General features: G+C 72.0%; 27 protein-coding genes. 7 read left to right on the plus strand and 20 right to left on the minus strand.

Going from position 1 to position 23,772, the window contains the following annotated elements; all coding sequences use genetic code 11:
- The first annotated feature begins 87 nt into the window (after positions 1–87).
- From PHY01_RS07815 to PHY01_RS07825, 3 genes are all read left to right on the plus strand, one after another.
- Positions 88–1,356 (plus strand): sensor histidine kinase, encoded by a 1,269-nt coding sequence (locus PHY01_RS07815; protein ID WP_218030056.1) that lies wholly within the window; start codon positions 88–90, stop codon positions 1,354–1,356.
- A complete protein-coding gene (locus tag PHY01_RS07820) occupies positions 1,353–2,024 on the plus strand; it encodes a response regulator transcription factor (protein WP_141277855.1) in 672 nt (223 codons plus the stop codon). Before PHY01_RS07815 ends, PHY01_RS07820 begins: the two co-directional genes overlap by 4 nt.
- Positions 2,025–2,345: 321 nt before the next feature.
- Entirely contained in the window at positions 2,346–2,900 is a 555-nt protein-coding gene (locus tag PHY01_RS07825; protein WP_246085761.1) for a transporter substrate-binding domain-containing protein, read from the plus strand.
- 9 nt (positions 2,901–2,909) lie between these two features.
- Here PHY01_RS07825 and PHY01_RS07830 read toward each other — a convergent pair whose 3' ends face one another.
- The 5 genes from PHY01_RS07830 to PHY01_RS07850 all read right to left on the minus strand — a co-directional run bounded on the left by PHY01_RS07830 (position 2,910) and on the right by PHY01_RS07850 (position 6,520).
- Positions 2,910–3,641, minus strand: coding sequence for an amino acid ABC transporter ATP-binding protein (locus PHY01_RS07830; protein ID WP_141277857.1), 732 nt, complete (start codon positions 3,639–3,641; stop codon positions 2,910–2,912).
- A gap of 16 nt (positions 3,642–3,657) precedes the next feature.
- A complete protein-coding gene (gene ehuD / locus PHY01_RS07835) occupies positions 3,658–4,311 on the minus strand; it encodes an ectoine/hydroxyectoine ABC transporter permease subunit EhuD (protein ID WP_141277858.1) in 654 nt (217 codons plus the stop codon).
- On the minus strand, positions 4,308–5,021 hold the full coding sequence (gene ehuC / locus PHY01_RS07840; RefSeq protein ID WP_141277859.1) for an ectoine/hydroxyectoine ABC transporter permease subunit EhuC: 714 nt from the start codon (positions 5,019–5,021) through the stop codon (positions 4,308–4,310). The genes ehuD and ehuC overlap by 4 nt, the downstream gene beginning before the upstream one ends.
- A gap of 16 nt (positions 5,022–5,037) precedes the next feature.
- A complete protein-coding gene (ehuB, locus tag PHY01_RS07845; RefSeq protein ID WP_141277860.1) occupies positions 5,038–5,952 on the minus strand; it encodes an ectoine/hydroxyectoine ABC transporter substrate-binding protein EhuB in 915 nt (304 codons plus the stop codon).
- A 253-nt stretch (positions 5,953–6,205) separates the two neighbouring features.
- A complete protein-coding gene (locus PHY01_RS07850) occupies positions 6,206–6,520 on the minus strand; it encodes a hypothetical protein (RefSeq protein ID WP_141277861.1) in 315 nt (104 codons plus the stop codon).
- Positions 6,521–7,104: 584 nt separating this feature from the next.
- On the opposite strand from PHY01_RS07850, the gene PHY01_RS07855 reads away from it, so the two are divergent.
- Complete coding sequence (locus PHY01_RS07855; RefSeq protein ID WP_141277862.1) at positions 7,105–7,308, plus strand: hypothetical protein; 204 nt, start codon at positions 7,105–7,107, stop codon at positions 7,306–7,308.
- Between the two features lie 15 nt (positions 7,309–7,323).
- Here the strand turns inward: PHY01_RS07855 and PHY01_RS07860 are convergent, their stop codons facing one another.
- Positions 7,324–8,100 carry an ion transporter gene (locus tag PHY01_RS07860; protein ID WP_141277863.1) on the minus strand — a complete coding sequence of 259 codons (777 nt, stop codon included), beginning with the start codon at positions 8,098–8,100 and terminating at the stop codon, positions 7,324–7,326.
- Positions 8,101–8,240: 140 nt separating this feature from the next.
- Here PHY01_RS07860 and PHY01_RS07865 point away from each other — a divergent pair, with 140 nt between their 5' ends.
- Positions 8,241–9,107: a hypothetical protein gene (locus PHY01_RS07865; RefSeq protein ID WP_141277864.1), complete on the plus strand. Its 867-nt coding sequence runs from the start codon at positions 8,241–8,243 to the stop codon at positions 9,105–9,107.
- A 57-nt stretch (positions 9,108–9,164) separates the two neighbouring features.
- Here PHY01_RS07865 and PHY01_RS07870 read toward each other — a convergent pair whose 3' ends face one another.
- On the minus strand, positions 9,165–11,156 hold the full coding sequence (locus tag PHY01_RS07870; RefSeq protein ID WP_141277865.1) for an ethylmalonyl-CoA mutase: 1,992 nt from the start codon (positions 11,154–11,156) through the stop codon (positions 9,165–9,167).
- A gap of 114 nt (positions 11,157–11,270) precedes the next feature.
- On the opposite strand from PHY01_RS07870, the gene PHY01_RS07875 reads away from it, so the two are divergent.
- Positions 11,271–11,591, plus strand: a complete 321-nt coding sequence (locus PHY01_RS07875; RefSeq protein ID WP_141277866.1) for a hypothetical protein — start codon at positions 11,271–11,273, stop codon at positions 11,589–11,591.
- 1 nt (position 11,592) lies between these two features.
- Here PHY01_RS07875 and PHY01_RS07880 read toward each other — a convergent pair whose 3' ends face one another.
- Together PHY01_RS07880 and murA are read right to left on the minus strand one after the other, a co-directional pair.
- On the minus strand, positions 11,593–12,405 hold the full coding sequence (locus PHY01_RS07880; RefSeq protein WP_141277867.1) for a DUF1206 domain-containing protein: 813 nt from the start codon (positions 12,403–12,405) through the stop codon (positions 11,593–11,595).
- A 39-nt stretch (positions 12,406–12,444) separates the two neighbouring features.
- Positions 12,445–13,716: a UDP-N-acetylglucosamine 1-carboxyvinyltransferase gene (gene murA, locus PHY01_RS07885; protein ID WP_141277868.1), complete on the minus strand. Its 1,272-nt coding sequence runs from the start codon at positions 13,714–13,716 to the stop codon at positions 12,445–12,447.
- Positions 13,717–13,761: 45 nt separating this feature from the next.
- On the opposite strand from murA, the gene PHY01_RS07890 reads away from it, so the two are divergent.
- Positions 13,762–14,364 carry a cob(I)yrinic acid a,c-diamide adenosyltransferase gene (locus PHY01_RS07890; protein ID WP_141277869.1) on the plus strand — a complete coding sequence of 201 codons (603 nt, stop codon included), beginning with the start codon at positions 13,762–13,764 and terminating at the stop codon, positions 14,362–14,364.
- Here the strand turns inward: PHY01_RS07890 and PHY01_RS07895 are convergent.
- The 11 genes from PHY01_RS07895 to PHY01_RS07945 form a co-directional block, all read right to left on the minus strand.
- The gene (locus tag PHY01_RS07895; protein ID WP_246085762.1) at positions 14,361–14,816 is read right to left on the minus strand and encodes a DUF2550 domain-containing protein; all 456 of its coding nucleotides are present in this window, start codon (positions 14,814–14,816) and stop codon (positions 14,361–14,363) included. The two genes, PHY01_RS07890 and PHY01_RS07895, sit on opposite strands and share 4 nt — an antisense overlap.
- Before the next feature lie 13 nt (positions 14,817–14,829).
- Entirely contained in the window at positions 14,830–15,216 is a 387-nt protein-coding gene (locus PHY01_RS07900; RefSeq protein ID WP_246085763.1) for a F0F1 ATP synthase subunit epsilon, read from the minus strand.
- A gap of 5 nt (positions 15,217–15,221) precedes the next feature.
- A complete protein-coding gene (gene atpD, locus PHY01_RS07905) occupies positions 15,222–16,655 on the minus strand; it encodes a F0F1 ATP synthase subunit beta (protein WP_141277871.1) in 1,434 nt (477 codons plus the stop codon).
- 1 nt (position 16,656) lies between these two features.
- The gene (locus tag PHY01_RS07910; protein ID WP_141277872.1) at positions 16,657–17,643 is read right to left on the minus strand and encodes a F0F1 ATP synthase subunit gamma; all 987 of its coding nucleotides are present in this window, start codon (positions 17,641–17,643) and stop codon (positions 16,657–16,659) included.
- A gap of 11 nt (positions 17,644–17,654) precedes the next feature.
- On the minus strand, positions 17,655–19,304 hold the full coding sequence (atpA, locus tag PHY01_RS07915; protein ID WP_141277873.1) for a F0F1 ATP synthase subunit alpha: 1,650 nt from the start codon (positions 19,302–19,304) through the stop codon (positions 17,655–17,657).
- Between the two features lie 34 nt (positions 19,305–19,338).
- The gene (locus tag PHY01_RS07920; protein ID WP_218030058.1) at positions 19,339–20,169 is read right to left on the minus strand and encodes a F0F1 ATP synthase subunit delta; all 831 of its coding nucleotides are present in this window, start codon (positions 20,167–20,169) and stop codon (positions 19,339–19,341) included.
- Positions 20,169–20,741 (minus strand): F0F1 ATP synthase subunit B, encoded by a 573-nt coding sequence (locus tag PHY01_RS07925; protein ID WP_141277874.1) that lies wholly within the window; start codon positions 20,739–20,741, stop codon positions 20,169–20,171. The genes PHY01_RS07920 and PHY01_RS07925 overlap by 1 nt, the downstream gene beginning before the upstream one ends.
- A 55-nt stretch (positions 20,742–20,796) precedes the next feature.
- On the minus strand, positions 20,797–21,054 hold the full coding sequence (locus PHY01_RS07930) for an ATP synthase subunit C-like protein (RefSeq protein ID WP_141277875.1): 258 nt from the start codon (positions 21,052–21,054) through the stop codon (positions 20,797–20,799).
- A 75-nt stretch (positions 21,055–21,129) separates the two neighbouring features.
- Positions 21,130–21,903: a F0F1 ATP synthase subunit A gene (atpB, locus tag PHY01_RS07935; RefSeq protein ID WP_141277876.1), complete on the minus strand. Its 774-nt coding sequence runs from the start codon at positions 21,901–21,903 to the stop codon at positions 21,130–21,132.
- Positions 21,904–22,115: 212 nt separating this feature from the next.
- A complete protein-coding gene (locus tag PHY01_RS07940; RefSeq protein ID WP_141277877.1) occupies positions 22,116–22,658 on the minus strand; it encodes a Cg1360 family ATP-synthase-associated protein in 543 nt (180 codons plus the stop codon).
- Positions 22,655–23,728 carry an MraY family glycosyltransferase gene (locus PHY01_RS07945; RefSeq protein WP_141277967.1) on the minus strand — a complete coding sequence of 358 codons (1,074 nt, stop codon included), beginning with the start codon at positions 23,726–23,728 and terminating at the stop codon, positions 22,655–22,657. The genes PHY01_RS07940 and PHY01_RS07945 overlap by 4 nt, the downstream gene beginning before the upstream one ends.
- Positions 23,729–23,772 lie beyond the last annotated feature (44 nt).

A 23,772-nucleotide genomic window follows, 5' to 3' on the forward strand; every position in this document is an offset into this window, starting at 1 on the left:
CGCCTCGACCGAACGGACAGAGCGCAGGGCCGATCGGCCACCTCATGGTGCCCCCACGGCCACCCGGCCGTCCCCTACCGTGAGGTCATGGACGCGGCACCGGCCGCCCGGCCCCCGGTGGACCACTGGATGCTGCCCGGCGAACTCGTGCGCGCGGCCGGCACCGGCGTCCCGGACGGGCGCACGCCGCGGGACTGGGCCGTCGACGTCGTGTTCTTCGCCGTCGCGGTGCTGGTCGGGATCGTGATGTTCCGGACCACCGTGCTCGACGACGTCTACGGCCTGCCGATGTGGCTGCGCGTCGTCGATCCGGTCGCCGGGGCGGTGGCGTGCCTGGCGCTGTGGTGGCGCCGCCGCTTCCCCGTGGCGCTCGGCCTGCTCGCGGCGGCCGCGGCGGCCGTGTCCAACAGCGCCACCGGCGCCGTGCTCGTCCTGCTGTTCTCCCTCGCCCTGCACCGCGGCTGGACCCCCGCACTGCCGCTGGTCGCCGCCCTCGCGACGCTGCTGGGCGTCCCCTATCTCGCCCTCTACGTCGTCGACCACGACACCGACCCGTACTCGCCCTACGTCGTGATCACCCTGCTCTTCCTGCTGGTGATGACGGCGGGCCTCGCGGTGCGGGCCCGGCGCCGGCTCGTCCTGGTGCTGCGGGCGCGGGCCGACGAGACCCGCAGGGAGTACGAGAACCGGTTGCAGGACAGCCGCCGCGACGAACGGGCGCGCATCGCCCGCGAGATGCACGACACGCTCGCCCACCGGATCTCGCTGCTCTCGGTGCACGCCGGGGCGCTGGAGTACCGCACCGAGCAGGCCGAGGCGGGCACGGCCCCGCCGCTGACGGCGGCCGAGGTGCACGACGCGGTCGGCGTGATGCGCGGCAACGCCACCCGCGCGCTGGAGGAGCTGCGCGAGGTGCTGCACGTGCTGCGACCGCCGGGCGCCGGCGGCCCGGACGCCGACCCGCCACAGCCCACAGCCGACCTGCTCCCCGGTCTGCTGGCCGACGCCCGGCGCAGCGGCCAGCAGGTGGACGCCACCCTGCGCGGTGACCTCGACGGGTTGCGACCCCGCCTGCAGCACACCGTCTACCGGCTGGTCCAGGAGGGTCTGACCAACGCCCGCAAGCACGCACCCGGCGCGGCCGTCGAGGTGCGCGTGACGGCCGAGCCGGGCCGCGAGGTCGAGGTGCGGGTGGTCAACCCGGTCGCGGTGGGCGTCACCTCCGACGAGATCCCGGGGGCCCGGACCGGGCTCGTGGGTCTGGCGGAGCGCGTCGGCCTGCACGGCGGCGAGCTCGGCCACGATGTCACCGAGGGGCGGTTCCGGCTGGTCGCGCGGCTACCGTGGGGCCCGTGATCCGGGTCCTGGTCGTCGACGACGACCCGCTGGTGCGCTCCGGCCTGACGCTGATGCTGGGCGGCGCGGCCGACGTCGAGGTGGTCGGGGAGGCCGCCGACGGCAGCGCCGTGCCCACGGCCGTCGACGCCCTCGCCCCGGACGTCGTGCTGATGGACCTGCGGATGCCCCGCGTCGACGGGGTCGCGGCCACCCGTGCGCTGGGCGCCCGCACCGGCGACCGGCCGGCCGTCGTCGTGCTCACCACCTTCGACGGCGACGACAGCGTGCTCGCCGCACTGCGCGCCGGCGCGGCGGGCTACCTGCTCAAGCACACCCCGCCCGCCGAGATCGTCGACGCCGTGCGGCGCGCCGCCGCGGGCGAGCCTGTCCTGTCGCCGTCGGTGACCCGCAGCGTCATGGAGATGGCCGCCGACCGGGCGCCCGCCGGTCCGGACCCGGCCGCCCGCGCCCGGATCGCGCTGCTCAGCGACCGCGAGCGGGACGTCGCCGCCGCCGTGGCCGACGGGTTGAGCAACGGCGAGATCGCGGACCGGCTGCACCTGTCGGTGTCCAGCGTCAAGGCGCACCTCTCGTCGGCCATGACGAAGCTGGATCTGACCAACCGCACCCAGCTGGCGATCCTGGCCTACGAGTCGGGTCGCTCCGCCCGACCCGGCGGGGGCTGACCAGCGCGCATAACCTGCATCCGATGCTCTCCCGCAGGCGGCTCCTGACCCTCGCGCCCCTGACCGTGCTCGGGGCCGCGTGCGCGCAGCCCACCGGCACCACGCTCGAACGCGCCCGCCGCTCGGGTGTGCTGCGCGTCGGCCTGTCCGGTGAGCGCCCCTACGGCTATGTCGACGGCTCCGGCCGCATCACCGGCGCCCAGCCGGAGGTGGCCAGGGCGGTGCTCGCCCGCCTGGGTGTGGGCGGGCTGTCGGCGGTGCAGGTCCGCCGACCTGGTCCCCGGGCTGCGGGACGGCCAGTTCGACCTCGTCGCGGCCGGGATGACGATCACCCCGGAGCGCTGCGGTCTGGTGGCGTTCAGCCGCCCGGACTTCGTCGCCCCACCCGCGTTCCTGCTCCCCGAGGGCAACCCGCGCGGCATCGGCACGTTCCAGGGGGTCGCGCGGTCCGGGGTCGTCCTCGCGGTGCTCGACGGCTCCGCCGAGCTGGCCTACGCCCGTGCCGCCGGGATCGGCGACGACCGGCTGCTGGTCGTCGACACCCAGAGCGGGCTGTTCCGCGCCGTGGTCGACGGCCGGGCGCAGGCCGGCGCGCTCACCGCGATCTCCCTGCGTGACGAGCTGCGCCGCAACCCCGGGACCGGCGTCGAGATCACCCGGCCGTTCGAGCCGACGCTGGGGGGCCGCACGGTCGTCCCGGCCGCCGGCTTCGCGATGCGCACCGGCGACGACGACCTGCGCGCGGCGTTCGACGCCGAGCTGGCGGCCCTGCAGGAGTCCGGCGAGTGGGCCCGGATCACCGAACCCTTCGGCCTCGGGGCCGACAACCTCCCCGACCCCGACCTCACGACCGGGACGCTCTGCTCCCCGGGGTGACGCACCGGATCAGCGCCCGAGCACGGCCTTGAGGAACTCCTGCGTGCGGGGCTGCTCCGGTGCGGTGAACAGCCGCTCCGGCGGGGCGTCCTCGATCACCCGCCCCCCGTCGAACATCATCACGCGGTGCGAGAAGTCCCGGGCGAAGCCCATCTCGTGCGTCACGCACAGGATGGTGATGTCCGTGGTCTCCCCGATGTCGCGCAGCAGCGCCAGCACCCCGGCCACCAGCTCGGGGTCCAGCGCGGAGGTCACCTCGTCGAGCAGCAGCACGTCGGGCCGCATCGCCAGGGCCCGGGCGATCGCCACCCGCTGCTGCTGCCCGCCGGACAGGCGCGATGGGTGCTCGTCGATCTTCTCCCGCAGCCCGACGAGGTCCAGCAGCTCGACGGCGCGCGCGTTCGCCTCGTCCTTGCTCAGCCCCAGCACCCGGGTCGGCGCCTCGATCAGGTTGCCGCGCACGGTCATGTTCGGGAACAGGTTGAACTGCTGGAACACCATCCCGATCCGCCTGCGCACCTGGCGGGAACGCTTCTCGTCGCCGGTCAGCTCCTGGCCCGCCACCCGGATCGTGCCGCGGGTCACCGAGTCCAGGCACATCAGCAGCCGCAGGATCGTGGTCTTGCCCGACCCGGACGGCCCGATCAGCGTGACGTGTTCCGCGGGGGCGACGGTGAAGCTCAGGTCCGAGAGCACGACGGTGTCGCCGAACCGCTTCTCGACGCCGTCGAAGACGATCATGGGCCCAGGAGGTGTCTCAGAGGACGCCGACACGGCGCTCCAATCGTCGGACGAGCAGGGACGCCGGGTAGCTGATCAGCAGGAACAGGACCCCGGCGAGGGTGAGGGGCTCGACGAGGCGGAAGGTCTGCGCACCGAGCTGGTTGGCCACCGTGACGACCTCCACCACGCCGATCGCGAGCAGCAGCGGCACCTCCTTGAACATGGAGATGACGTAGTTGCCCAGCGCCGGGACCACCCGCGGGACCGCCTGTGGGAGCACGACCCCCAGCCACACGCGCGACCGCGGCAGGTGCAGCGCGGCGGCGGCCTCCCACTGGCCGCGGGGCACGGCGTCGATGCCGGCCCGGTAGACCTCGGAGGTGTAGCAGGCGTAGTGCAGGCCCAGCGCGACGACGCCCGCGGTGAGCGGGCTGAGCGTGATCCCGAACCCGGGCAGCACGAAGAAGATCAGGATCGCCTGTACCAGCAGCGGCGTGCTCCGCCAGAACTCGACGAACGCCCAGACGAGCTGGGAGAGCACGGGGACCCGGCTGCGCCGGACGAGCGCGAACACCAGCCCGAGCGCGAAGGCCAGCAGCGAGCCCAGCAGGGTGGCCAGCAGCGTCACCTGCAGCCCGCGCAGCAGCGCCGGCAGGCTCTCGATCGCGTAATCCCAGTCCCAGATCACGCGGCCTGCTCCTTGTGCAGCCGGGAGTTGATCCGCGGGGTGGCCCGGGTCCGGCCGAGCCGGGCCGCGGCCCGCCGCTCCAGCCACCGCATCCCCGCGGTGATCAGCAACGACAGGACCAGGTACATCAGCAGCAGCACCGCGTAGACCGTCAACTGCTCGGACACCGGGAGGGCCGCGCGCAGGCTGTTCGCGATGAAGGTGATCTCGGTGACGACGACCAGCGACAGCAGCGAGGTGCTCTTCAGCAGCTGGATGAACAGGTTGTTGAACGGCGGCAGCATCTCGACCAGCGCCTGCGGGAGGATGACGCGCAGCATCCGGTCGCGCGACGACAGGCTCAGCGCCAGCGCGCCCTCGTACTGCGCCCGGGGCACCGACTGCACCGCGCCGCGCACGATCTCCCCGCCGTAGGCGCCGTGGTTGAGCGCCAGTACGAGGATCGCGGCGGCCAGCGGCACGATCTGGAACCCGGTCAGCGCGGGCAACGCGAAGAAGATCCAGAACAGCTGGACGATCTCGGAGGTGCCCCGGAAGAACTCCACGTAGGTGCGGCTGATCCCCCGCAGCACCGCGACCGGGGAGAGCATGCCCAGCCCCGCGACCAGCGACAGGACCACGGTCAGCGCGATCCCGCCGACGGCGGCGATCACCGTCGTCGACAGGCCCTCCGACAGGCGCGAGACGATCAGGCCGAGGTTGTCGAACACCGCGTCACCCCCGCCCTCAGGCGGAGCAGAGGCTCTCCGTGGTGACGTCGGGGCCGGGCAGGTTGTCCTCGGTGAACCCGAACGGCGTGACGATGTCGAGCCACTCGCCGGACTGCTGGATCGCGGCCAGCTCGGTGTTGAACGCGTCGAGGATGTCGTCCTCACCCGGCCGGAAGACGAACCCGCCCGCGGAGACGATCTCCTCGCCGTCGATGGTCGGGAAGAACCCGGAGGTCACCTCGACGCCCGCGTCCGGGTTGCGGGAGACCAGGTCGTTGAGCGAGATGTTGGTCAGTGCGGCCGCGTCGACCCGGCCGGTGGTCACCGCCTGCAGCAGCGCGTTCTGGTCGGCCAGCACCGTGAGCTGGCCCTCCGGCACGCCGCTGTCGGTCGCGTAGCCCTGCTCCACCGCGCCGCTGAGCACCGCGAGGGTCCGGCCGCCCGATGCGACGTCGTCGAACGTCGCGATGCCGTTCGGATTGCCCGCCGGGACCAGGAACGCCGTCGGCGCGGTGTAGTCCGGGATGGAGAACGCCGCCTGCCCGCACCGCTCGGGCGTGATGAACATCCCGGCGGTGACCATGTCGAACTGGCGTGACAGCGTCAGGCCGCTGATCAACGCCCCGAAGTCGACGGTCACCGCGTTGATCTCGCCGATGCCCAGCCTCGACAGCACGGCCCGGGCGACCTCGACCGACTCCCCGGTCACCGTGCCGTCCGCGTCGGTGAAGCCGTAGGGCGCCTCGTTGGCGATGCCGACCGTGATCGTGCCGGCCTGGCGCACCCGTTCCAGGGTGCCGCCCGCACCCGCCTCACCGCCCTGCGGCACCGCGGTGCAGGCGGACAGCAGGGCCGGCCCACCGAGGGCGACCGCCCCGGCGACGGCGGTGCGGCGAAAGAACTCGCGACGGCTCCAGGTGTGCTCGGACATGTCCGGAAATCCTTCCGGTCGGCAGTCGTGGATCCGTCCGAACGTAGGTGAATCGGCAGGACGCGCCACCGGTGGCGGCCGATCGGGGGCATCTGTTACCCGACCGCAATCGGTACCCGAATGCTTGTCCGCTGTTCACCCGATCGGCGGGTCTCCTCGTCGGGCGGAGGGACTATCGGGCCTTCGGCCCACCCTCACCGGCCGCGCCGTGCGCGCCGGGATAGGACAGGATCGGGGGATGCGCATCGCCGGGCTACCCGTCTGGGGCCCCTCCGACATGATCACGGCTGCCCGGGCCGTCCTGGGCTGGACCGACGACGTGGTGGGTGTCGTCGCCACCCTCCCCGGCCGGGTCGCCGACCTCCTCGAGGACGTGGAGACCCTGGTCGGGCGGGTCGCCGCCATCGCCGACGACGTCGACGGGATGGTGCGTCGCGCCGACGGCGTCGTCGACGGGGTCGAGGGCGTGCTCGCGCAGGCCCGCGGCGCGGTGGCCCGCGTCGACACGGTGCTGGCCGACGCGGAGACCATGGTCCGTCGGGTCGACCCGCTGCTCGGCGAGGTGCACACCGTCGCCGCCCGCGCGGACGGGCTGATCACCGACGCCGGCGACGTCGCCACCGGTGCCGCGCTGCTGATCACCCGGGCCGACGGGGTCGCGGGGGACGCCGCACGGCTGGTCTCGCGCGCGGGCACGGTGGCCGACGACGCCGCCGGGCTCATCGGACGTGCCGACGGGGTCGCGGGCGACGCGGGTGCGCTGATCGACCGCGCGGGCACCGTCGCCGACGGGGCGGCCGGGCTGATCGGCCGCGCCGACACCGTCGCCGAAGGCGCCGCCGCACTCATCGGCCGCGCCGACACCGTCGCCGAAGGCGCCGCCGCACTCATCGGCCGCGCCGACACCGTCGCCGTCGACGCGGCGGCGCTCGTCACCACCGCGGGCGGGGTCGCAGGCGACGCGGGCGGGGTGATCGAGAAGGCCACCGGCGTGGCCGACGAGGCACGGACGCTGCTCGGCGAGGCCTCGACCACCAGCCGGGGTGCGTCGGAGATCCTCGACCTCTACCGGCCATCGCCCGGGGCGCCGCCCCGCTGGCCCAGCGCTTCGTCGAGGACTTCACCGAGGCGGAGCTCCAGGCGGCGATCCGGATGGTCGACCAGCTGCCCCAGCTCACCCACCACCTCGAGACCGACATCATGCCGATCCTGGCCACCCTGGACCGCGTCGGCCCCGACGTGCACGAGCTGCTGGAGGTCCTGCAGGACGTCCGGCTGGCCATCCAGGGCGTGCCCGGCTTCCGGCTGCTGCGCCGGCGGGGCGAGGAGAAGGAGCGCGACGGGGCCGACGCCTGAGCGCGCGGGGCCGGCTCAGGCCCGCGCGGGCAGCGCGCCCCCGGCCTCGTGCTGCCCGGCGTCGACCGCCGCCCGGATCTGCGCGGCGTTGTCCCGCACCACCTCGGCGACGAACTCGTCCATCCGCGGGTCGGTCAGCACGTCGACGACAACGCGCATGGTCGTGTCCACCACGGTCTGCACGATCTCGTCGTGGAACGGCATCCGCGACAGCCGTCCCGCGAGCTGGTCCTCGCGCATCTTCTCGGTGACGATGCTGCGCAGCAGCACCTGGTTCTCCCCCACCGAACGCGCGATGTTGCGCGGGAAGTGCCCCGTGCCGATGACCTTGACGACCTCGTCGAGCACCGCCACCGTGATCGGCTTCTTGATCGCCAGGACGATCGGCCGCGACAGCCGCTCCACCAGCCGCTGGGTGAACTGCTCGCCGAACACCCGGTCGGCCGTGCGGGCCAGCCGCATGACGATGACGACGACGCGGATGAGCCGCAGGCTGCGCAGCGCCGGGTGCGCCACCGGGATCATGCCGAGCACCTCGTACCAGCGCCGTACCGGGAACCAGCGCTCCCACCCCGCGTCGCGCCACCGGAACAGGAACTCCACCAGGAAGATCCCGCAGATGACGGTGTCGATCACGAACACCAGGTGCGCGGTCTGCTCGGAGTGCGGGAACAACGCCACGTAGCCCAGCAGCCCGACCGACACGACCGCGAGCAGCAGCATCACCACGTCGACGGTCGCCACCCGCCGCGGGGGGCGCGGCTCGTCGACGGGGACGGCGATGCGGAACATGGGCGGATCGTGCCAGGTCGGCAGACGCCGGGTGAGATCGACGCCATCGGGGTTCCGCGGCGCCAGAACCCCGATGGTGTCGATCTCACGTGTTGTGCGGAAACCCCACGGGACGGCGGGCAGGCCGCCATCATTCCGACATGTCCGTCCCGGGGTGGCCCGTCGCGTTCCGCGGCTCGCTCGCGGTCGCGGCCGGGCTCGTCACGTGGGACCGCCTGCGCGGCCCGCGGTACCGCAGGCTGTTCCCCGACGTCTACGTTCCCGCCGTCCCGCAGGCCCCCGACCTGGCGTTGCGGTCGCGGGCCGCCTACCGGCTGGTCGAGGGCTGCGGTGTGCTGTCGGGCTGGTCGGCCGCGGAGATCCTCGGAGCCTCGTGCGGCCCGCGGGACGCCCCGGCCGAGGTGACGGTCCCGGGCCGCGACCGGCGCACACACCCCGGCCTGCGGGTACGCCGCGACGCACTCCACCCGGGCGAGATCATCGGCGTCGACGACCTGCGAACCACGACGCCGCTGCGTACGGCGTTCGACCTCGGCCGCAGCGGCGATCTCGTCGAGGCGGTCGTGGCCGTCGACGCGCTCGCCCATCGGTTCGTGTTCAACCCGGACCTGCTGCTGAACTTCGCGGTGCGCTACCCACGGGCCCGCGGCGTCCGGAGGCTGTGCGAGGTGCTCGCCCACGCCGACCGACGGGCCATGTCACCGATGGAGACGCGCCTGCGCCTGCTGCTCGTACTGGCCGGGCTCCCCCGCCCGGTGGCCCAGCACCCGGTGCAGGACCCGCTCACCCGCACCGCCGTCTGGCTCGACCTCGCCTACCCGGACCGGCGCATCGGCATCGAGTACGAGGGCGGGCACCACACGCGCCCCGAGACCGTCCTGCGCGACGCGGGCCGCTACACGGGGCTCGTCGACAGGGGCTGGCGCATCTACCGCTACACGAAGTACGAGATCCTGGGCGAACGCGACCTGATCCTCGCCCAGATCTCGCGCGCCCTCGACGCGTGAGATCGACGCCATCGGGGTCGGAGGAGCCGGGAACCCCGATGGTGTCGATCTCGCCCGTCAGACCCCGTGGGCCTGGCGCACCAGGGTCACGATCTCGTCCATCATCTCGGTGAGCTTGTAGTCCTTGGGCGTGAAGACCGCCGCCACACCCCGCTCCCGCAGCTCGCGGGCGTCCTCGGGCGGGATGATCCCGCCGACGATCACCGGCACGTCGTCGGCGCCGGCCGCGCGCAGCCCCTCGACGACCGCGGGCACGACCTCCAGGTGCGATCCCGACAGGACCGACAGGCCCACGACGTGCACGCCCTCCTGCACCGCGGCCGAGACGATCTGGGCGGGGGTGAGCCGGATGCCCTGGTAGATCACCTCGAAGCCGACGTCGCGGGCGCGCACGGCCACCTGCTCCGCGCCGTTGGAGTGCCCGTCGAGCCCGGGCTTGCCGACGAGCATGCGCAGCCGCGAGCCGATGTCGGCACCCGCCTGCTTGACCCGCTCCCGCACCTCGGCGATCTCGACGGCGGCCTCGCCCCCGGAGACGGCGGCCGACACCCCGGTCGGCGCCCGGTACTCCCCGAACACCTCGCGCAGCACCCCGGCCCACTCCCCCGTGGTGACACCGGCCTTCGCGCAGGTGATCGAGGCGTCCATCAGGTTGGCGTCGGTCTTCGCGGCGTCGCGCAGGGCGTTGAGCGCCGACTCGACGGCGCCGGCGTCGCGCTGTGCGCGCCACTCCCGGATCGCCTCGACCGCGGCGGCCTCGGTGGCCGGGTCGACCGTCTCGATCGCCGCGGCGCCCTCGGCCTGCAGCGGCGAGGGCTCGGTGGTGTCGAACTTGTTGACCCCCACCACGACGTGCTCACCGGACTCCATGAGCCGCCGGCGCTCCGACAGCGACGAGACCAGCTGCCCCTTCATGTACCCGGACTCGACGGCCGCGACGGCCCCGCCCATCTCCTGCACGCGGTCGATCTCGGCCCGCGCACCCTCGACCAGCTCCTTGACCTTCGCCTCGACGACGACCGAGCCGGTGAACAGGTCCTCGTACTCCAGCAGGTCGGTCTCGTAGGCCAGCACCTGCTGCATCCGCAGCGCCCACTGCTGGTCCCAGGGCCGGGGCAGGCCCAGCGCCTCGTTCCAGGCCGGGAGCTGGACGGCCCGGGCGCGCGCGTCCTTGGAGAGCGTGACGGCGAGCATCTCCAGCACGATCCGCTGGACGTTGTTCTCCGGCTGCGCCTCGGTGAGCCCCAGCGAGTTGACCTGCACGCCGTAGCGCAGGCGCCGCTGCTTGGGGTTCTCGATCCCGTAGCGCTCCTTCGTGATCTCGTCCCAGAGCTGGCCGAAGGCGCGCATCTTGCACATCTCCTCGACGAACCGCAGCCCGGCGTTGACGAAGAAGGAGATGCGCGCGACGACGTCGCCGAACTTGTCCTCGGGGACCTGCCCGGAGTCGCGGACGGAGTCGAGCACCGCGATCGCGGTGGACAGCGCGTAGGCCAGCTCCTGCGCGGGCGTGGCCCCGGCCTCCTGCAGGTGGTAGCTGCAGATGTTGATCGGGTTCCACTTCGGGATCTCGGCCACCGACCAGGCCACCATGTCGGTGATCAGGCGCATGCTCGGCGCGGGCGGGAACACGTAGGTGCCCCGCGAGAGGTACTCCTTGACGATGTCGTTCTGCGTGGTGCCGGCCAGCGTCGCGCGCGGCGCGTCGTGCTCGTCGGCCACGGCGACGTAGAGCGCCAGCAGGTACATCGCGGGCGCGTTGATCGTCATCGAGGTGTTGGCCTCGGCCATCGGGATGCCCTCGAACAGCGTGCGCATGTCGCCGATGTGGCTGACCGGCACGCCGACCTTGCCGACCTCGCCCTTGGCCAGCTCGTCGTCGGGGTCGTAACCGGTCTGCGTCGGCAGGTCGAAGGCCACCGACAGCCCGGTCTGGCCCTTGGCGAGGTTGCGCCGGTAGAGCTCGTTGGACTTGCGCGCCGAGGAGTGGCCGGCGTAGGTGCGGATCACCCACGGCCGGTCACGCTCACGGTCGGTCGGGTACGGCACCGGACACCTCCGCCTTCGTGGACTCGCGTGATCGTACTGGCGCGTAGCGCCACGGCCCGGTCCGGAGGACACCCGTCACATGCACGGATCGATCCAGGAGGCGATGATGGGCCGATGGCCGACCAGGCGACGCGGTTCCTCGTCCTCTTCGGCGGGCTGATCATGATGGGCGCGCTGGGGCTGGCCCTGCGCTGGACCTTCGGCACCGGTCGCGACCAACCGGGACCGCGCATCCCCGACCCCGACGACCCCACCGGCGACGGGCTGCTGGAGGAGGTCTCGCGCGTGCCCACCGAGTCCGCCGCCCAGGTCCTGCGCGCGCGGCTGGCGCGCTCCGGCATCCGGGCGACGATCGGACGTGCCGACGGCGGCTACCGCCTGCTGGTCTTCCCGCAGGACCTGGTGAACGCCAGGCTCGTGCTGGCCGCGGAGTAGCTCACACCCGGTGGTACCGGGCGTCGAAGAAGCAGAACACGCCGTACGCGACGAGCCCGACCGCGACGGCCACCAGCAGGTACGGCCCGTAGGGCTGCGCCGCCAGACCCTTGAGCGCGGCGTCCAGACCGGTCGCCTCCGCCGGGTCGTGCCGGATCGCGGCCACCCCGAGCAGGATGCCGATCAGCCCGATCGACACGCCCTTCGCCACGTTCCCGACCTGCCCGACCCGCTCCAGCACCGTGCGGGCGTGGCGGTCCGAGGGCACGTCCATGTCGTCGAGGAACTTCTTGCGGTACCCCTCCACGACCTTCACGACGCCGACCACCAGCACCACGATCCCGGCCAGCCCCACCAGGATCTGCCCGCCGGGCAGCCCGAAGACCCCGGCGGTGGCCTGCTGCTGCCCGCCGCCACCGCCCCCGCCGCCCGACGCCGTCGTGCCGGCCAGCACGGCGAGCACGACGAAGACCACGGCCTTGACGGCGTTGACGGCCTTCTTGCGCACCTGCGTCGTCCGGTCCGACACGTAGCCGTAGCCCCAGATCGCCAGCTCCGCACGCCACAGGGCGGCCGCGACGAACCCGACGGTGAGGACCCACAGCAGCGGCGGCCCGTAGGGCTGCTGGGCCAGCGCCTGGAAGGCCCCGGTCTGGTCGGCCTGCTCCCCGCCCTGTCCGAACGCCACCTGCAGCGCCAGCGCCCCGATCAGCAGGTGCGTGATGCCGTAGGCGAGGATCCCGACCCGGGCGGCGATCTTCACCGGGCGGCTGCGGGCGGCCTGCCGGGCGTTGCGGGGGGCTGCGCTGGTCATCGGGCGGTGTACCCGATCGGGTGACGCCTCACACGCGGTTCACCGGTCGGGTTCGCCGACCACCCGGGCGATACCCGCCCCCAGGCTGCTCAGGTTCTCCACGAACCGGGGGTAGCCACGGTCGATGTGCTCGACGTCCCACACCGCGGTGCGGCCCTCCGCGCACAGCCCGGCCAGCACGAGCCCGGCACCGGCCCGGATGTCGCTGGCCCACACCGGCGCGCTGGAGAGCTGCTCGACCCCGCGCACGACGGCGTGGTGACCGTCGGTCCGCGCGTCGGCGCCCAGGCGCACCATCTCGTCGACGAACCGGAACCGCGCCTCGAACACGTTCTCGGTGATCATCGACGTGCCGTCGGCGACGGCGGACAGCGCGATCGCCATCGGCTGCAGGTCGGTGGCGAAACCCGGGTAGGGCAGCGTCACGAAGTCGACGGCCTTCGGCCGCCGCCCGTCCATCGCGACGGTGAAGCCGTCGCCGGAGACGTCGGTGCTGGCCCCGGCGCTGCGGAGCTTGTCGAGCACGAGGTCGATGTGGTGCGGGTCGACCCCGCGGACGGTGACCTCGCCGCGCGTCATCACCGCGGCGAACGCCCACGTGGCGCCGACGATCCGGTCGCCGATGACGCGGTGCTGCGTCGGGGACAGCCCGCTGACGCCGTGCACGGTCAGCGTGGAGCTGCCGACGCCGTCGATCTTCGCGCCCATCTGCTGCAGCATCAGGCACAGGTCGACCATCTCCGGCTCGCGGGCCGCGTTGTCGATCACCGTGGTGCCCTCGGCCAGCACCGCCGCCATGAGGATGTTCTCGGTGGCGCCGACGCTGGGGAAGTCGAGCCAGATCTGGGCACCGCGCAGCGTCTCCGCGGTGGCGACGACGCGGCCGTGCGCGATCTCGGTGGTCGCCCCGAGCTTGCGCAGGCCCGCCTGGTGCATGTCCAGGGGCCGGGAGCCGATCGCGTCGCCACCGGGCAGCGGGACCACCGCCCGGCGGCACCGCGCCACCAGCGGGCCCAGCACGCACACCGAGGCGCGCAGCTTCGACACCGACCGGTAGTCGGCCTCCGCGCTCGGGTCGGCCGGCACGTCGATCGTCACCGTGTCGTGCTCGACGGTCACCGTGCAGCCCAGGCTGCGCAGGACGTCGGCCATCAGCGGGACGTCGAGGATCTCCGGACAGTTGGTGAGCGTGGTGGTGCCCTCCGCCAGCAGCGCCGCCGCCATGAGTTTCAGCACGCTGTTCTTGGCGCCCACCACGTCGACGGTGCCCTGCAGGCGCGCGCCGCCGTCCACCGCGAAATGCTCAGCCACGGGCGACGACGCTATCTCCCCCGGCATCCCGGCTAGATTCGACCCATGGCAGTGCACCTGACGAGGATCTACACCAAGACCGGCGACGACGGCACCACCGCACTCGGCGACTTCAGCCGCGTGCCCAAGACCCATGTGCGGCTCGCCGCGTACGCCGACACCGACGAGGCCAACGCCGCCGTCGGCGTCGCCGTCACGGTCGGGGGTCTGTCCGACGCGCTGCTGGTGCCGTTGGCCCAGGTGCAGAACGACCTGTTCGACGTCGGCGCCGACCTGTGCGCCCCGATCGTCTCCGACCCCGGGTACCCGCCGCTGCGCGTCACCGAGGAGTACGTGACGCGCCTGGAGGGCTGGTGCGACGAGTTCAACGCCGACCTGCCCAAGCTGGCCTCGTTCATCCTCCCCGGCGGCACCCCGGGCGCGGCGTACCTGCACGTCGCGCGCACCGTCACCCGGCGCGCCGAGCGCAGCGTGTGGGCCCTGCTGGAGGCCGACGCCGAGCGCACCAACCCGCTGACCGCCCGCTACCTCAACCGGCTGTCCGACCTGCTGTTCATCCTCGGCCGCGCCGCCAACCCCGACGGCGATGTCCTGTGGCAGCCCGGCGGCCCGCAGGCGGCGGACCGGGCGTCGGGTCAGGGGAGCTAGGAGGCCTGCCGGTACCCGGTGCTGCGGCCGGGCGGGGCGGCCTCCAGCCAGGCCAGGAAGCCGGTGAGGACGCCCGGGGCCATCGCCAGCTCCACGTCGACGCCGCGGCTGCGGCAGCGCAGCACCGAGGACCTCGACGGCATCACGTAGGCCTCGGCGTCGGCGGGGTCCCGCCGGCCGACGATCTCCAGCTCGTTGCGGTCCAGCCGCAGCGAGGAGCCGGGGCGGAACGAGGTGAGCCGGAACCAGGCCAGCTCGTCGCCCCGGTAGCGGGCGACCCCGGCGTGCCACCCCGCGGAGGCGTCCCGGGAGGCGAACCGGGAAACGGCCGCGGGGCGGCGGCGCAGACTCAGGTCCACACCACCGCCCCGCATGAGACGTACTCGCCGAAAGGCGAGGTAGCCCAGACACAGGCACACGACGAGCAGCACGATGCCGAGCGCCGTGGCCACCAGCGCGCTCCGGCTACTCGGCCGCGCCCGCGGCCTGGAGCCGCGCGTTCGCCCAGGCCGCCTCGGCGGCACCGTCGGGATCCGAGGTGTCGGCCCGATCGCGGGCGGCCCGTGCTCCGGCCACGTCGATCTCGTCGGCGAGCTCGGCGAACTCCGCCAGCACCGTGACGGTGTCACCGGTGATCGACAGGAACCCGCCGCGCACGGCCAGCGTGGTGGTCGTGCCGTCGGTGCCGTCGACGCGCACGACCCCCGCGTCCTCCAGCTGCGCCAGCGTGGGCTGGTGGCCCGGCAGGACGCCGATGTCGCCGACGGTGGTGCGCGCCTTGAGGAAACCGGCCTGTCCCGACCAGATCTTCCGCTCGACAGCGACCAGGTCGACCGTCATCTCCGCTGCCATGCCGATCAGCCCTCGAGCTTCTTCTTGTTCTTCTCCAGGTCCTCGATGCCACCGCAGAGGAAGAACGCCTGCTCGGGGTAGTCGTCGAACTCCCCCTTGGCGATCTTGTCGAAGGCCTCGATGGTCTCCTTGAGCGGGACCGTCGAGCCCTTCTGCCCGGTGAACTGCTCGGCGACCAGCAGGTTCTGCGAGAGGAAGCGCTCGATGCGGCGCGCCCGGCCCACGAGCTGCCGGTCCTCCTCGGAGAGCTCGTCGATACCGAGGATGGCGATGATGTCCTGCAGGTCCTGGTACTTCTGCAGGATCCGCTTGACCTCGTTGGCGACCCGGAAGTGCTCGTTGCCGACGTACTGCGGGTCCAGGATCCGCGAGGTGGACGTCAGCGGGTCGACCGCCGGGTAGATGCCCTTCTGCGAGATGGGGCGGGAGAGCTCCGTCGTCGCGTCCAGGTGGGCGAAGGTCGTGGCCGGCGCCGGGTCGGTGTAGTCGTCGGCGGGGACGTAGATCGCCTGCATCGAGGTGATCGAGCGACCGCGCGTGGAGGTGATGCGCTCCTGCAGCTCGCCCATCTCGTCGGCCAGGGTGGGCTGGTAGCCCACCGCGGACGGCATGCGGCCGAGCAGCGTGGAGACCTCGGACCCGGCCTGGGTGAACCGGAAGATGTTGTCGATGAACAGCAGCACGTCCTGGCTGAGCTCGTCGCGGAAGTACTCCGCCATCGTCAGCGCGGACAGCGCGACGCGCATACGCGTGCCGGGCGGCTCGTCCATCTGACCGAACACCAGCGCGGTGTTCTGGATGACGCCGGACTCGGTCATCTCCGTGATGAGGTCGTTGCCCTCACGGGTGCGCTCGCCGACGCCGGCGAACACCGAGGTGCCACCGAAGTTCAGCGCGACGCGCTGGATCATCTCCTGGATCAGCACCGTCTTGCCGACACCCGCGCCGCCGAACAGGCCGATCTTGCCGCCGACCACGTACGGGGTCATCAGGTCGAGGACCTTGATGCCGGTCTCCAGCATCTCGGTCTTGCCCTCGAGCTGGTCGAAGTTCGGCGCCTTACGGTGGATGCCCCACAGGTCGCCGGTGATCTCCAGGTCGGGCTTGTCCAGGCACTCGCCGAGCGCGTTGAACACGTGCCCCTTGACCTGGTCGCCGACCGGCACCGAGATCGGACGGCCGAGGTCGGTGACCGTCTGGCCGCGGACCACGCCGTCGGTGGGCTGCATGGAGATGGTGCGGACCAGGTTGTCGCCCAGGTGCTGGGCGATCTCCAGGGTCAGCGTCTTGGCGAGGTCGCCGAAGGCCACCTCGACGGTGAGGGCGCTGTAGAGCTCGGGCACCTCGTTGCGGGGGAACTCGACGTCGACGACCGGGCCGGTGACGCGGACGACCCGGCCGGTCCTGGTCGTGGTGCCGTGATCAGCGGTGGCGGTCATCTCAGCTCTCACTTCCTGTGCTCACGAGAGCGTCGGCGCCACCGACGATCTCACTGATCTCCTGGGTGATCTGTGCCTGACGGGCCTGGTTGGACTCCAGCGTCAGGGTACGGATCAGGTCGTTCGCGTTGTCGGTCGCGGCCTTCATGGCCCGCTGCCGGTTGGCCGACTCGGACGCCGCCGACTCCAGCAGCGCGGCGAACAGGCGCGCGCCGATGTACTTGGGCAGCAGCGCGTCGAACAGCGTCTCGGCGTCGGGCTCGAACTCGTAGAGCGACTGGAGCTCGCCCTTGGCGGCGACGGCCTCCTCGCGGCGCTCCTCGATCTCCCCACCCGGCTGGGCGACGGTGTCGACCGCGTACTCGACCTCCATGGGCGCCATCCGCCGCGCCTGCGGCGTCTGGGTGACCATGTTCTTGAACTGCGTGTACACCAGGTGCAGCTCGTCGACGCCCTGCACGCCGTCCTCGCCCGGGCCCTCCGCGGTGTCGTCGGACCCCGCCATGAACGCCGCCACGAGGGTGCGCGCGGCCACGGCCGCGTTCTCGTAGTTCGGCTGCTCCGAGAACCCGGTCCAGGACTGCTCGACCTTGCGCCTGCGGAACCGGTAGTAGTTCACGCCCTTGCGGCCGATGACGTAGAGCACCGGCTCCTTGCCCTGCTCGCGCAGGAGCGACTGGAGCTGCTCGGCCTCCTTGAGCACGCCGGCGTTGTAGCCGCCGCACTGGCCGCGGTCGCTGGTGACGACCAGCACCGCGGCCCGCTTCGGCTCCTCCCGCTCGACGAGCAGCGGGTGGTCGAGCGCGGAGTTGTTGGCCAGCTCGGTGAGCACGGCCGTCATCTGCTCGGCGTAGGGCTTGGACTCCTCGACCCGCGCCCGGGCCTTGACGATCCGGGAGGTGGCGATCAGCTCCATCGCGCGGGTGATCTTCTTGATGGACTGCGTCGACTTGATCCGCCGCCGCAGGACGCGAATCTGCGCTGCCATGCGTTACCCGATCAGCTCTTGGCCGGAGCCGGCTTGTTGACCTTGACCGACTCGCGGTCGACCTCGTCCTCGTCGAGCGCCTCGGCCTCCTTCTCCTTCGGCACCACCGAGGAGCCGTCGGAGGCGGTGAAGTTCTCCTTGAAGCTCTTCACCACCTTGACGATGCGCTCGGCGAGCTCGTCGGAGACCTTCTTCTCGTCGCGGATCTCGGCGAGGATGCCCTCCTCGTTGCGCCGCACGTGGTCGAGGAACTCCGACTCGAAGCGCTGGATGTCGACGACCGGCACCGAGTCGAGGTGGCCCTTGGTGCCCAGGAAGATCGAGACGACCTGCTCCTCGACGGGCTGCGGGGCGTACTGGCCCTGCTTGAGCAGCTCGACCAGGCGGCTGCCGCGGCCCAGCGTGGCGGCCGAGGCGGCGTCGAGGTCGGAACCGAAGGCGGCGAACGCCTCCAGCTCGCGGTACTGCGACAGGTCCAGGCGCAGCGAGCCGGCGACCGACTTCATCGCCTTGATCTGCGCGTCGCCACCGACCCGGGAGACCGAGATGCCGACGTTGATGGCGGGCCGGACACCCTGGTTGAACAGGTCGGACTCGAGGAAGACCTGGCCGTCGGTGATCGAGATGACGTTGGTCGGGATGTAGGCCGAGACGTCACCCGCCTTGGTCTCGATGATCGGGAGGCCGGTCATCGAGCCGGCGCCCTTCTCGTCGGACAGCTTGGCGCAGCGCTCCAGCAGGCGGGAGTGCAGGTAGAAGACGTCGCCGGGGTAGGCCTCGCGGCCCGGCGGGCGGCGCAGCAGCAGCGAGATCGCGCGGTAGGCCTCGGCCTGCTTGGACAGGTCGTCGAAGATGATCAGGACGTGCTTGCCCTGGTACATCCAGTGCTGGCCGATGGCCGAGCCGGTGTAGGGGGCGAGCCACTTGAAGCCGGCCGGGTCGTTGGCGGGCGAGGCGACGATGGTCGTGTACTCGAGCGCGCCCGCCTCCTCCAGCGACGTCCGGATGCCGGCGATCGTGGAGCCCTTCTGCCCGATCGCGACGTAGATGCAGCGCACCTGCTGCTTCGGGTCGCCGGTGGCCCAGTTCTGCTTCTGGTTGATGATCGTGTCGACGCAGACCGCGGTCTTGCCGGTCTTGCGGTCGCCGATGATCAGCTGGCGCTGGCCGCGGCCGATCGGGGTCATGGCGTCGATCGCCTTGATCCCGGTCTGCAGCGGCTCGCTGACGCCCTGGCGGTCCATCACGCCCGCGGCCTGCAGCTCCAGCACGCGCTGGGTCTCCGCCTCGATGTCGCCGAGGCCGTCGATCGGGTTGCCCAGCGGGTCGACGACCCGGCCGAGGAAGTTGTCGCCGACCGGCACGGAGAGGATGTTGCCGGTGCGCTTGACCGCCTGCCCCTCCTCGATCCCGTTGTAGTCACCGAGGATGACCGCGCCGATCTCGCGCTGGTCGAGGTTCAGTGCGACACCCAGCACGCCGCCGGAGAACTCGAGGAGCTCGTTGGTCATCGCCGAGGGCAGGCCCTCGACGTGGGCGATGCCGTCACCGGTGTCGGATACGTGGCCCACCTCGTCGCGGGACGTACCGGTCTCCAGCGACGAGACGTAGCTGGAGATCGCGCTCCGGATCTCCTCCGGGGAGATCGTCAGCTCTGTCATGGCTGTCGTCTGTCCTATCTCTAAGAAGGAAATGTCAGCTCGGGAGGTGGCGCCCGGCGGCGGCGAGCCGGCCCGCGACGCTGCCGTCGATGACCTCGCCACCGACCTCGACCACCAGGCCGCCGAGCAGGGATTCGTCCAGCTCGATCTGCAGGGACATCGGACGCCCGTAGATCCGGGTGAGCGTGTCGGCGAGCCTGCGCTCCTGCTCGTCGCTCAGCGCGACGGCGGTGGAGACCCGCGCGACGTACCGGTCGCGACGGGCGGCGGCCAGCTCGGAGAGCTCCTCGGCCGCGACGTCGAGGTGCCGGCCGCGGGGGATGCGGACGGTCTGGCGCAGCAGCGCGGCGGTGACCGGGGAGACCCGGCCGCCGAGCACGCCGTCGAGCAGCGCGGTGCGCCGCTCCTCGGGCTGCGTGGTGTCGGCGAGCAGCGCCGTCAGCTCGGGCTCCCGGTCGAGGATGCGGCCGAACCGGAACAGCTGGTCCTCGACCTCGTCGAGGGTGCCGTCCTTCTCCGCCACCGCGAGCGTGGCCCGGCGGGCCACGGTCTCCAGCGCCTCGACCAGGTCCAGGGAACGCGACCAGCGCGACCCGACGACGCCGGAGACCACGTCGAGGGTCTTCTCCCCCACCTGGCCGCCGAGCACCTGCCGGATCAGCCCGATGCGGGCGTCCTGCGGCACCGACGGGTCGGACAGGTGGGTGCGCAGCGGCTTCTGCGTCACCACCAGCCGGGTGACGGCGAACAGCTCGTCGCCCAGCGTCTCGAGGTCCGCCGCCGACGAGGAGTCGACGATCGCGTCGAGCCGCTCGGCGGCGGCGGCCAGGGACTCCCGGCTCGCCGCCTGCAGGAGGACGGCCATCAGCTCGCTCCGGTGGACCGGGCCGGAGCCGCCTGACGCGGCTCCATGCCGTCGAGCTCGGCCAGGAAGGAGTCGACGGTGCCGCGGCGGGCCTCGGTGTCGGAGAGCTCGCGGCCGATCAGCCGGCCGGCCAGCTGGATCGACAGCCCGCCGATCTCGCCGCGGAGCTGGCGCACGGCCTGCTCGCGGGCGGCCGCGATCTGCTCCTCGCCGCGCTGCTTGATCCGCGCGGCCTCCTCCTCGGCCTGGGCCCGCAGCTCGGCCTTGATCTGCGTGCCCTCGGCGCGGGCGTCGTCACGGATGCGCGCGGCCTCCGCCCGGAGCCCGGCGATCTGCTCCTCGTACTCGGCCTTGAGCCGATCGGCCTGCTCCTGCGTCTCCTGGGCGCGCTTGAGGCCGCCCTCGATCGCGTCGGTCCGCTCCTCGTAGAGGGCCTCGAACCGCGGCACCGCGTACTTGTTCAGCACGAAGAGCAGGATCGCGAACGCGATGATGCCGACGATCAGCTCACCGGGCAGGGGGAGAACCGGGAGCGGCTCCTCGGCGGCGAGGATCGAGATGTCCACCGTCATTCCTTCCATCAGGAGTGGTGCTCCGTGCAGCACGGAGCCGCTGTGGGTAGGTCGGTCAGCCCGCGGACGCGATGAAGAAGACGACCAGCCCGATCAGGGCGAGCAGCTCGACGAGGACGAAGGTGGTCCAGGCGATGCCCATCAGGGTGCCGCGGGCCTCCGGCTGGCGGGCGGTGCCGCTGATCACGGCGGACCAGATCATGCCCACGCCGATGGCCGCGCCGATGGCGCTGGTGCCGTACCCGATGGCCGCGAGGCCCGGGTTGATGTTGACGGCCTCCGCGGCCTGGGCGAGGACGATGGTCGAGTTCACGTGCTGGTTCCTTTCGGTGGGTCCGCCGGGGAGCGGATCGATCGGCGAAGCGGAGTCGGCCGGCTCGGCCGGGGATCAGTGTTCCGTGGAGACCGCTGCGCCGATGTACACACCGGCGAGCAGGGCGAAGACGTAGGCCTGGATGCTCATCACCAGCACCTCGAGGAAGGTGAAGGCGATCGCCGCGATGAACGCGAAGGGTGCGGCGACGACGAGCGCGCTACCGGAGAAGAGCAGGAACTCCCCGCCCACGACCGCCAGCACCAGGATCAGGTGGCCCGCGAACATGGCGGCGAACACACGAAGGGCCAGCGAGAACGGCTGGAAGGCGAACTTCGTGAAGAGCTCGATCACGATGATCAGCGGCGCCACGAACGCCGGGACGCCCGGCGGCAGGGCCGCATGCTTGATGTAGCCGACGAAGCCGTGCTTCTTGAAGCCGGCGTAGTGGTAGGCCACGTACACGAACAGCGCCAGCGCGATCGGGAAGCCGATGCGCGACATCGTGGGGAACTGGAAGAACGGGATGATCCCGAACAGGTTGTTCACCAGCACGAAGCTGAACAGCCCCAGGATGAGCGGGACGAAGGGCTTGAACTCCTTCCCGCCGATCTGGTCACGGGCCATGGTGTTGCGGGCCAGGCCGTAGAAGGACTCGGCGACGAACTGCCCCTTGCTCGGCACCATCGTCATCCGCCGGGTGACCACGAGGAAGTAGGCGCCCACGAGGATCGCGGCGAAGATCGCCTGCACGATCGGCTTCGTGACCTCACCGAAGATCGGCGGGTAGATGAAGGTGCCGACGCCGGGTGGCGTGAACTCCTCGGCCGCCAGTACGAACTCGCCCAATGGGGGATCCCTCCGGTGCTCCCGGGCCGCGTCACGTGGCCCGGGAGATCGCCAAAACCTGCTGAGTGCTGTCGCGTGCGCCCGGCGCGCACTTTCCGGCGTTCGGCCGCCTGCGCCAGGTTTCGCTTACGTTGCGCACATTATCAGCCGGTACCGGGGGGTCCGACGGGCCCACCCCGCGCTCCACCAGCCCGTTTCAGCTCAGCGGACGATCACTGTTCGCGGTCGGGCCGGGGCGGGGCCGCGACGGCCGGGGCCTCCTCGTCGGCGGACGCACCGGTCGGCGAGCCCGACAAACCGGTCACCGAACCGCTGGTCGCGGGGTCGTCGGGCACCACGTACATCGTGCGGAGCCGGTAGCCGGCCCACCCCTCGGCCGCCGTCGCGGTGATGAGCACCGCGAGCAGGCCCGCCGCCAGCGACAGCCGGTGAACGCCGTCGACCGTCCCGAGAAGGAACAGCACGGCCAGCAGGAAGATCATCTTGGTGAGCAGGCCGCCGAATGAGGCAACCATCACAGCCTGGGGCAGACGGTCGGCGGTGCGGCGCATCAGCACCAGCGTGAACAGCGACGAGAGCACCCCCAGCACGGCTCCCACCAGGGCACTCACCGCTCCGGCGAGGCCGACGGCCAGCCCGGCCCCGGCCACCACGACCACGGTCGTGACGAGGGACACGACCACGACGTTGCGCCACATGTCGCGCGCCAGCACGAGGACCGTCTCCTCCTGCCCCTGCGGCAGCCTGCGCGTCATCGCATCCTCGCTCTCGGTACGGACGAGGCCAGCACGGCCACGACCAGGCCGACGCCCACCGCCCACAACACCACGAACGGGTCGTCGATCAGCGCCAGCGCGACCGCGCCGAACGCCAGCACGCCCGCCCACAGGTAGATCAGCAGCACCGCACGGCGCTGGCTGTGCCCGATCTCCAGCAGGCGGTGGTGCAGGTGCATCTTGTCGGGTGCGAACGGGCTGCGCCCCGCCCGGGTCCGCCGCACGACGGCCATCAGCAGGTCGAGCACCGGGATGAACACCACCGCGGCGAGCACGATCAGCGGCGCGAACAGCGCCAGCAGGTCGCCCCCCGTCGTGACGTCGGTGAGCCGGCCCGAGGCCATCGTCGTGGCCGCGGCCAGCAGCAGCCCGATCAGCATCGACCCGGAGTCGCCCATGAAGATCCGGGCGGGGTTGAAGTTGTGCGGCAGGAACCCCAGGCACGCCCCCGCCAGCACGAACGCGATCAGCGCCGGGGTGAAGACGAAGGGGTCGTTGCCGTTGCGCAGCACCAGGCCCATCGTGAACAGCGCGGTGGCGCCCGCGGCGATCAGGCCGATGCCGGCGGCGAGCCCGTCGAGCCCGTCGACGAAGTTCATGGCGTTCACCAGCGCCACGGTGAGCAGCACGGTCAGCAGGACGCCCTGCTCGCGGCCCAGCCCGACCTGCCCGCCGAAGAACACGTCCGGCAGCACCGTCCACTGCACGCCGAACAGCGTCATGACGCCGGCGGCGGTGGTCTGCCCGGCCAGTTTGGTGAGCGCGTCGAGCTCGTAGCGGTCGTCCAGGGCGCCGACGGTGACCAGGATGAGCGAGGCGAGCACGACCCCGACCATCTCCTCGGAGTACGCGAACGCCAGCCGCATCGCCGGCAGCTGGTTGGCCATCGCGATCCCGCACAGCACCCCGGCGAGCATCGCGATGCCGCCCCAGCGCGCGGTCGGCGTGACGTGCACGTCGCGCCCGCGCGGCCATGCGACGGCACCCACCTGCAGTGCCAGCACCCGCACCGGCCCGACCAGCAGGAACGTGACGACCGCGGCCGTCATGCCGGCGAGCAGGTACTCCTTGATCGGGAGGATCTGCGCCGGCA

Origin of the sequence: Pseudonocardia hydrocarbonoxydans (assembly GCF_006539565.1) — a bacterium.
Classification (GTDB): domain Bacteria; phylum Actinomycetota; class Actinomycetes; order Mycobacteriales; family Pseudonocardiaceae; genus Pseudonocardia; species Pseudonocardia hydrocarbonoxydans.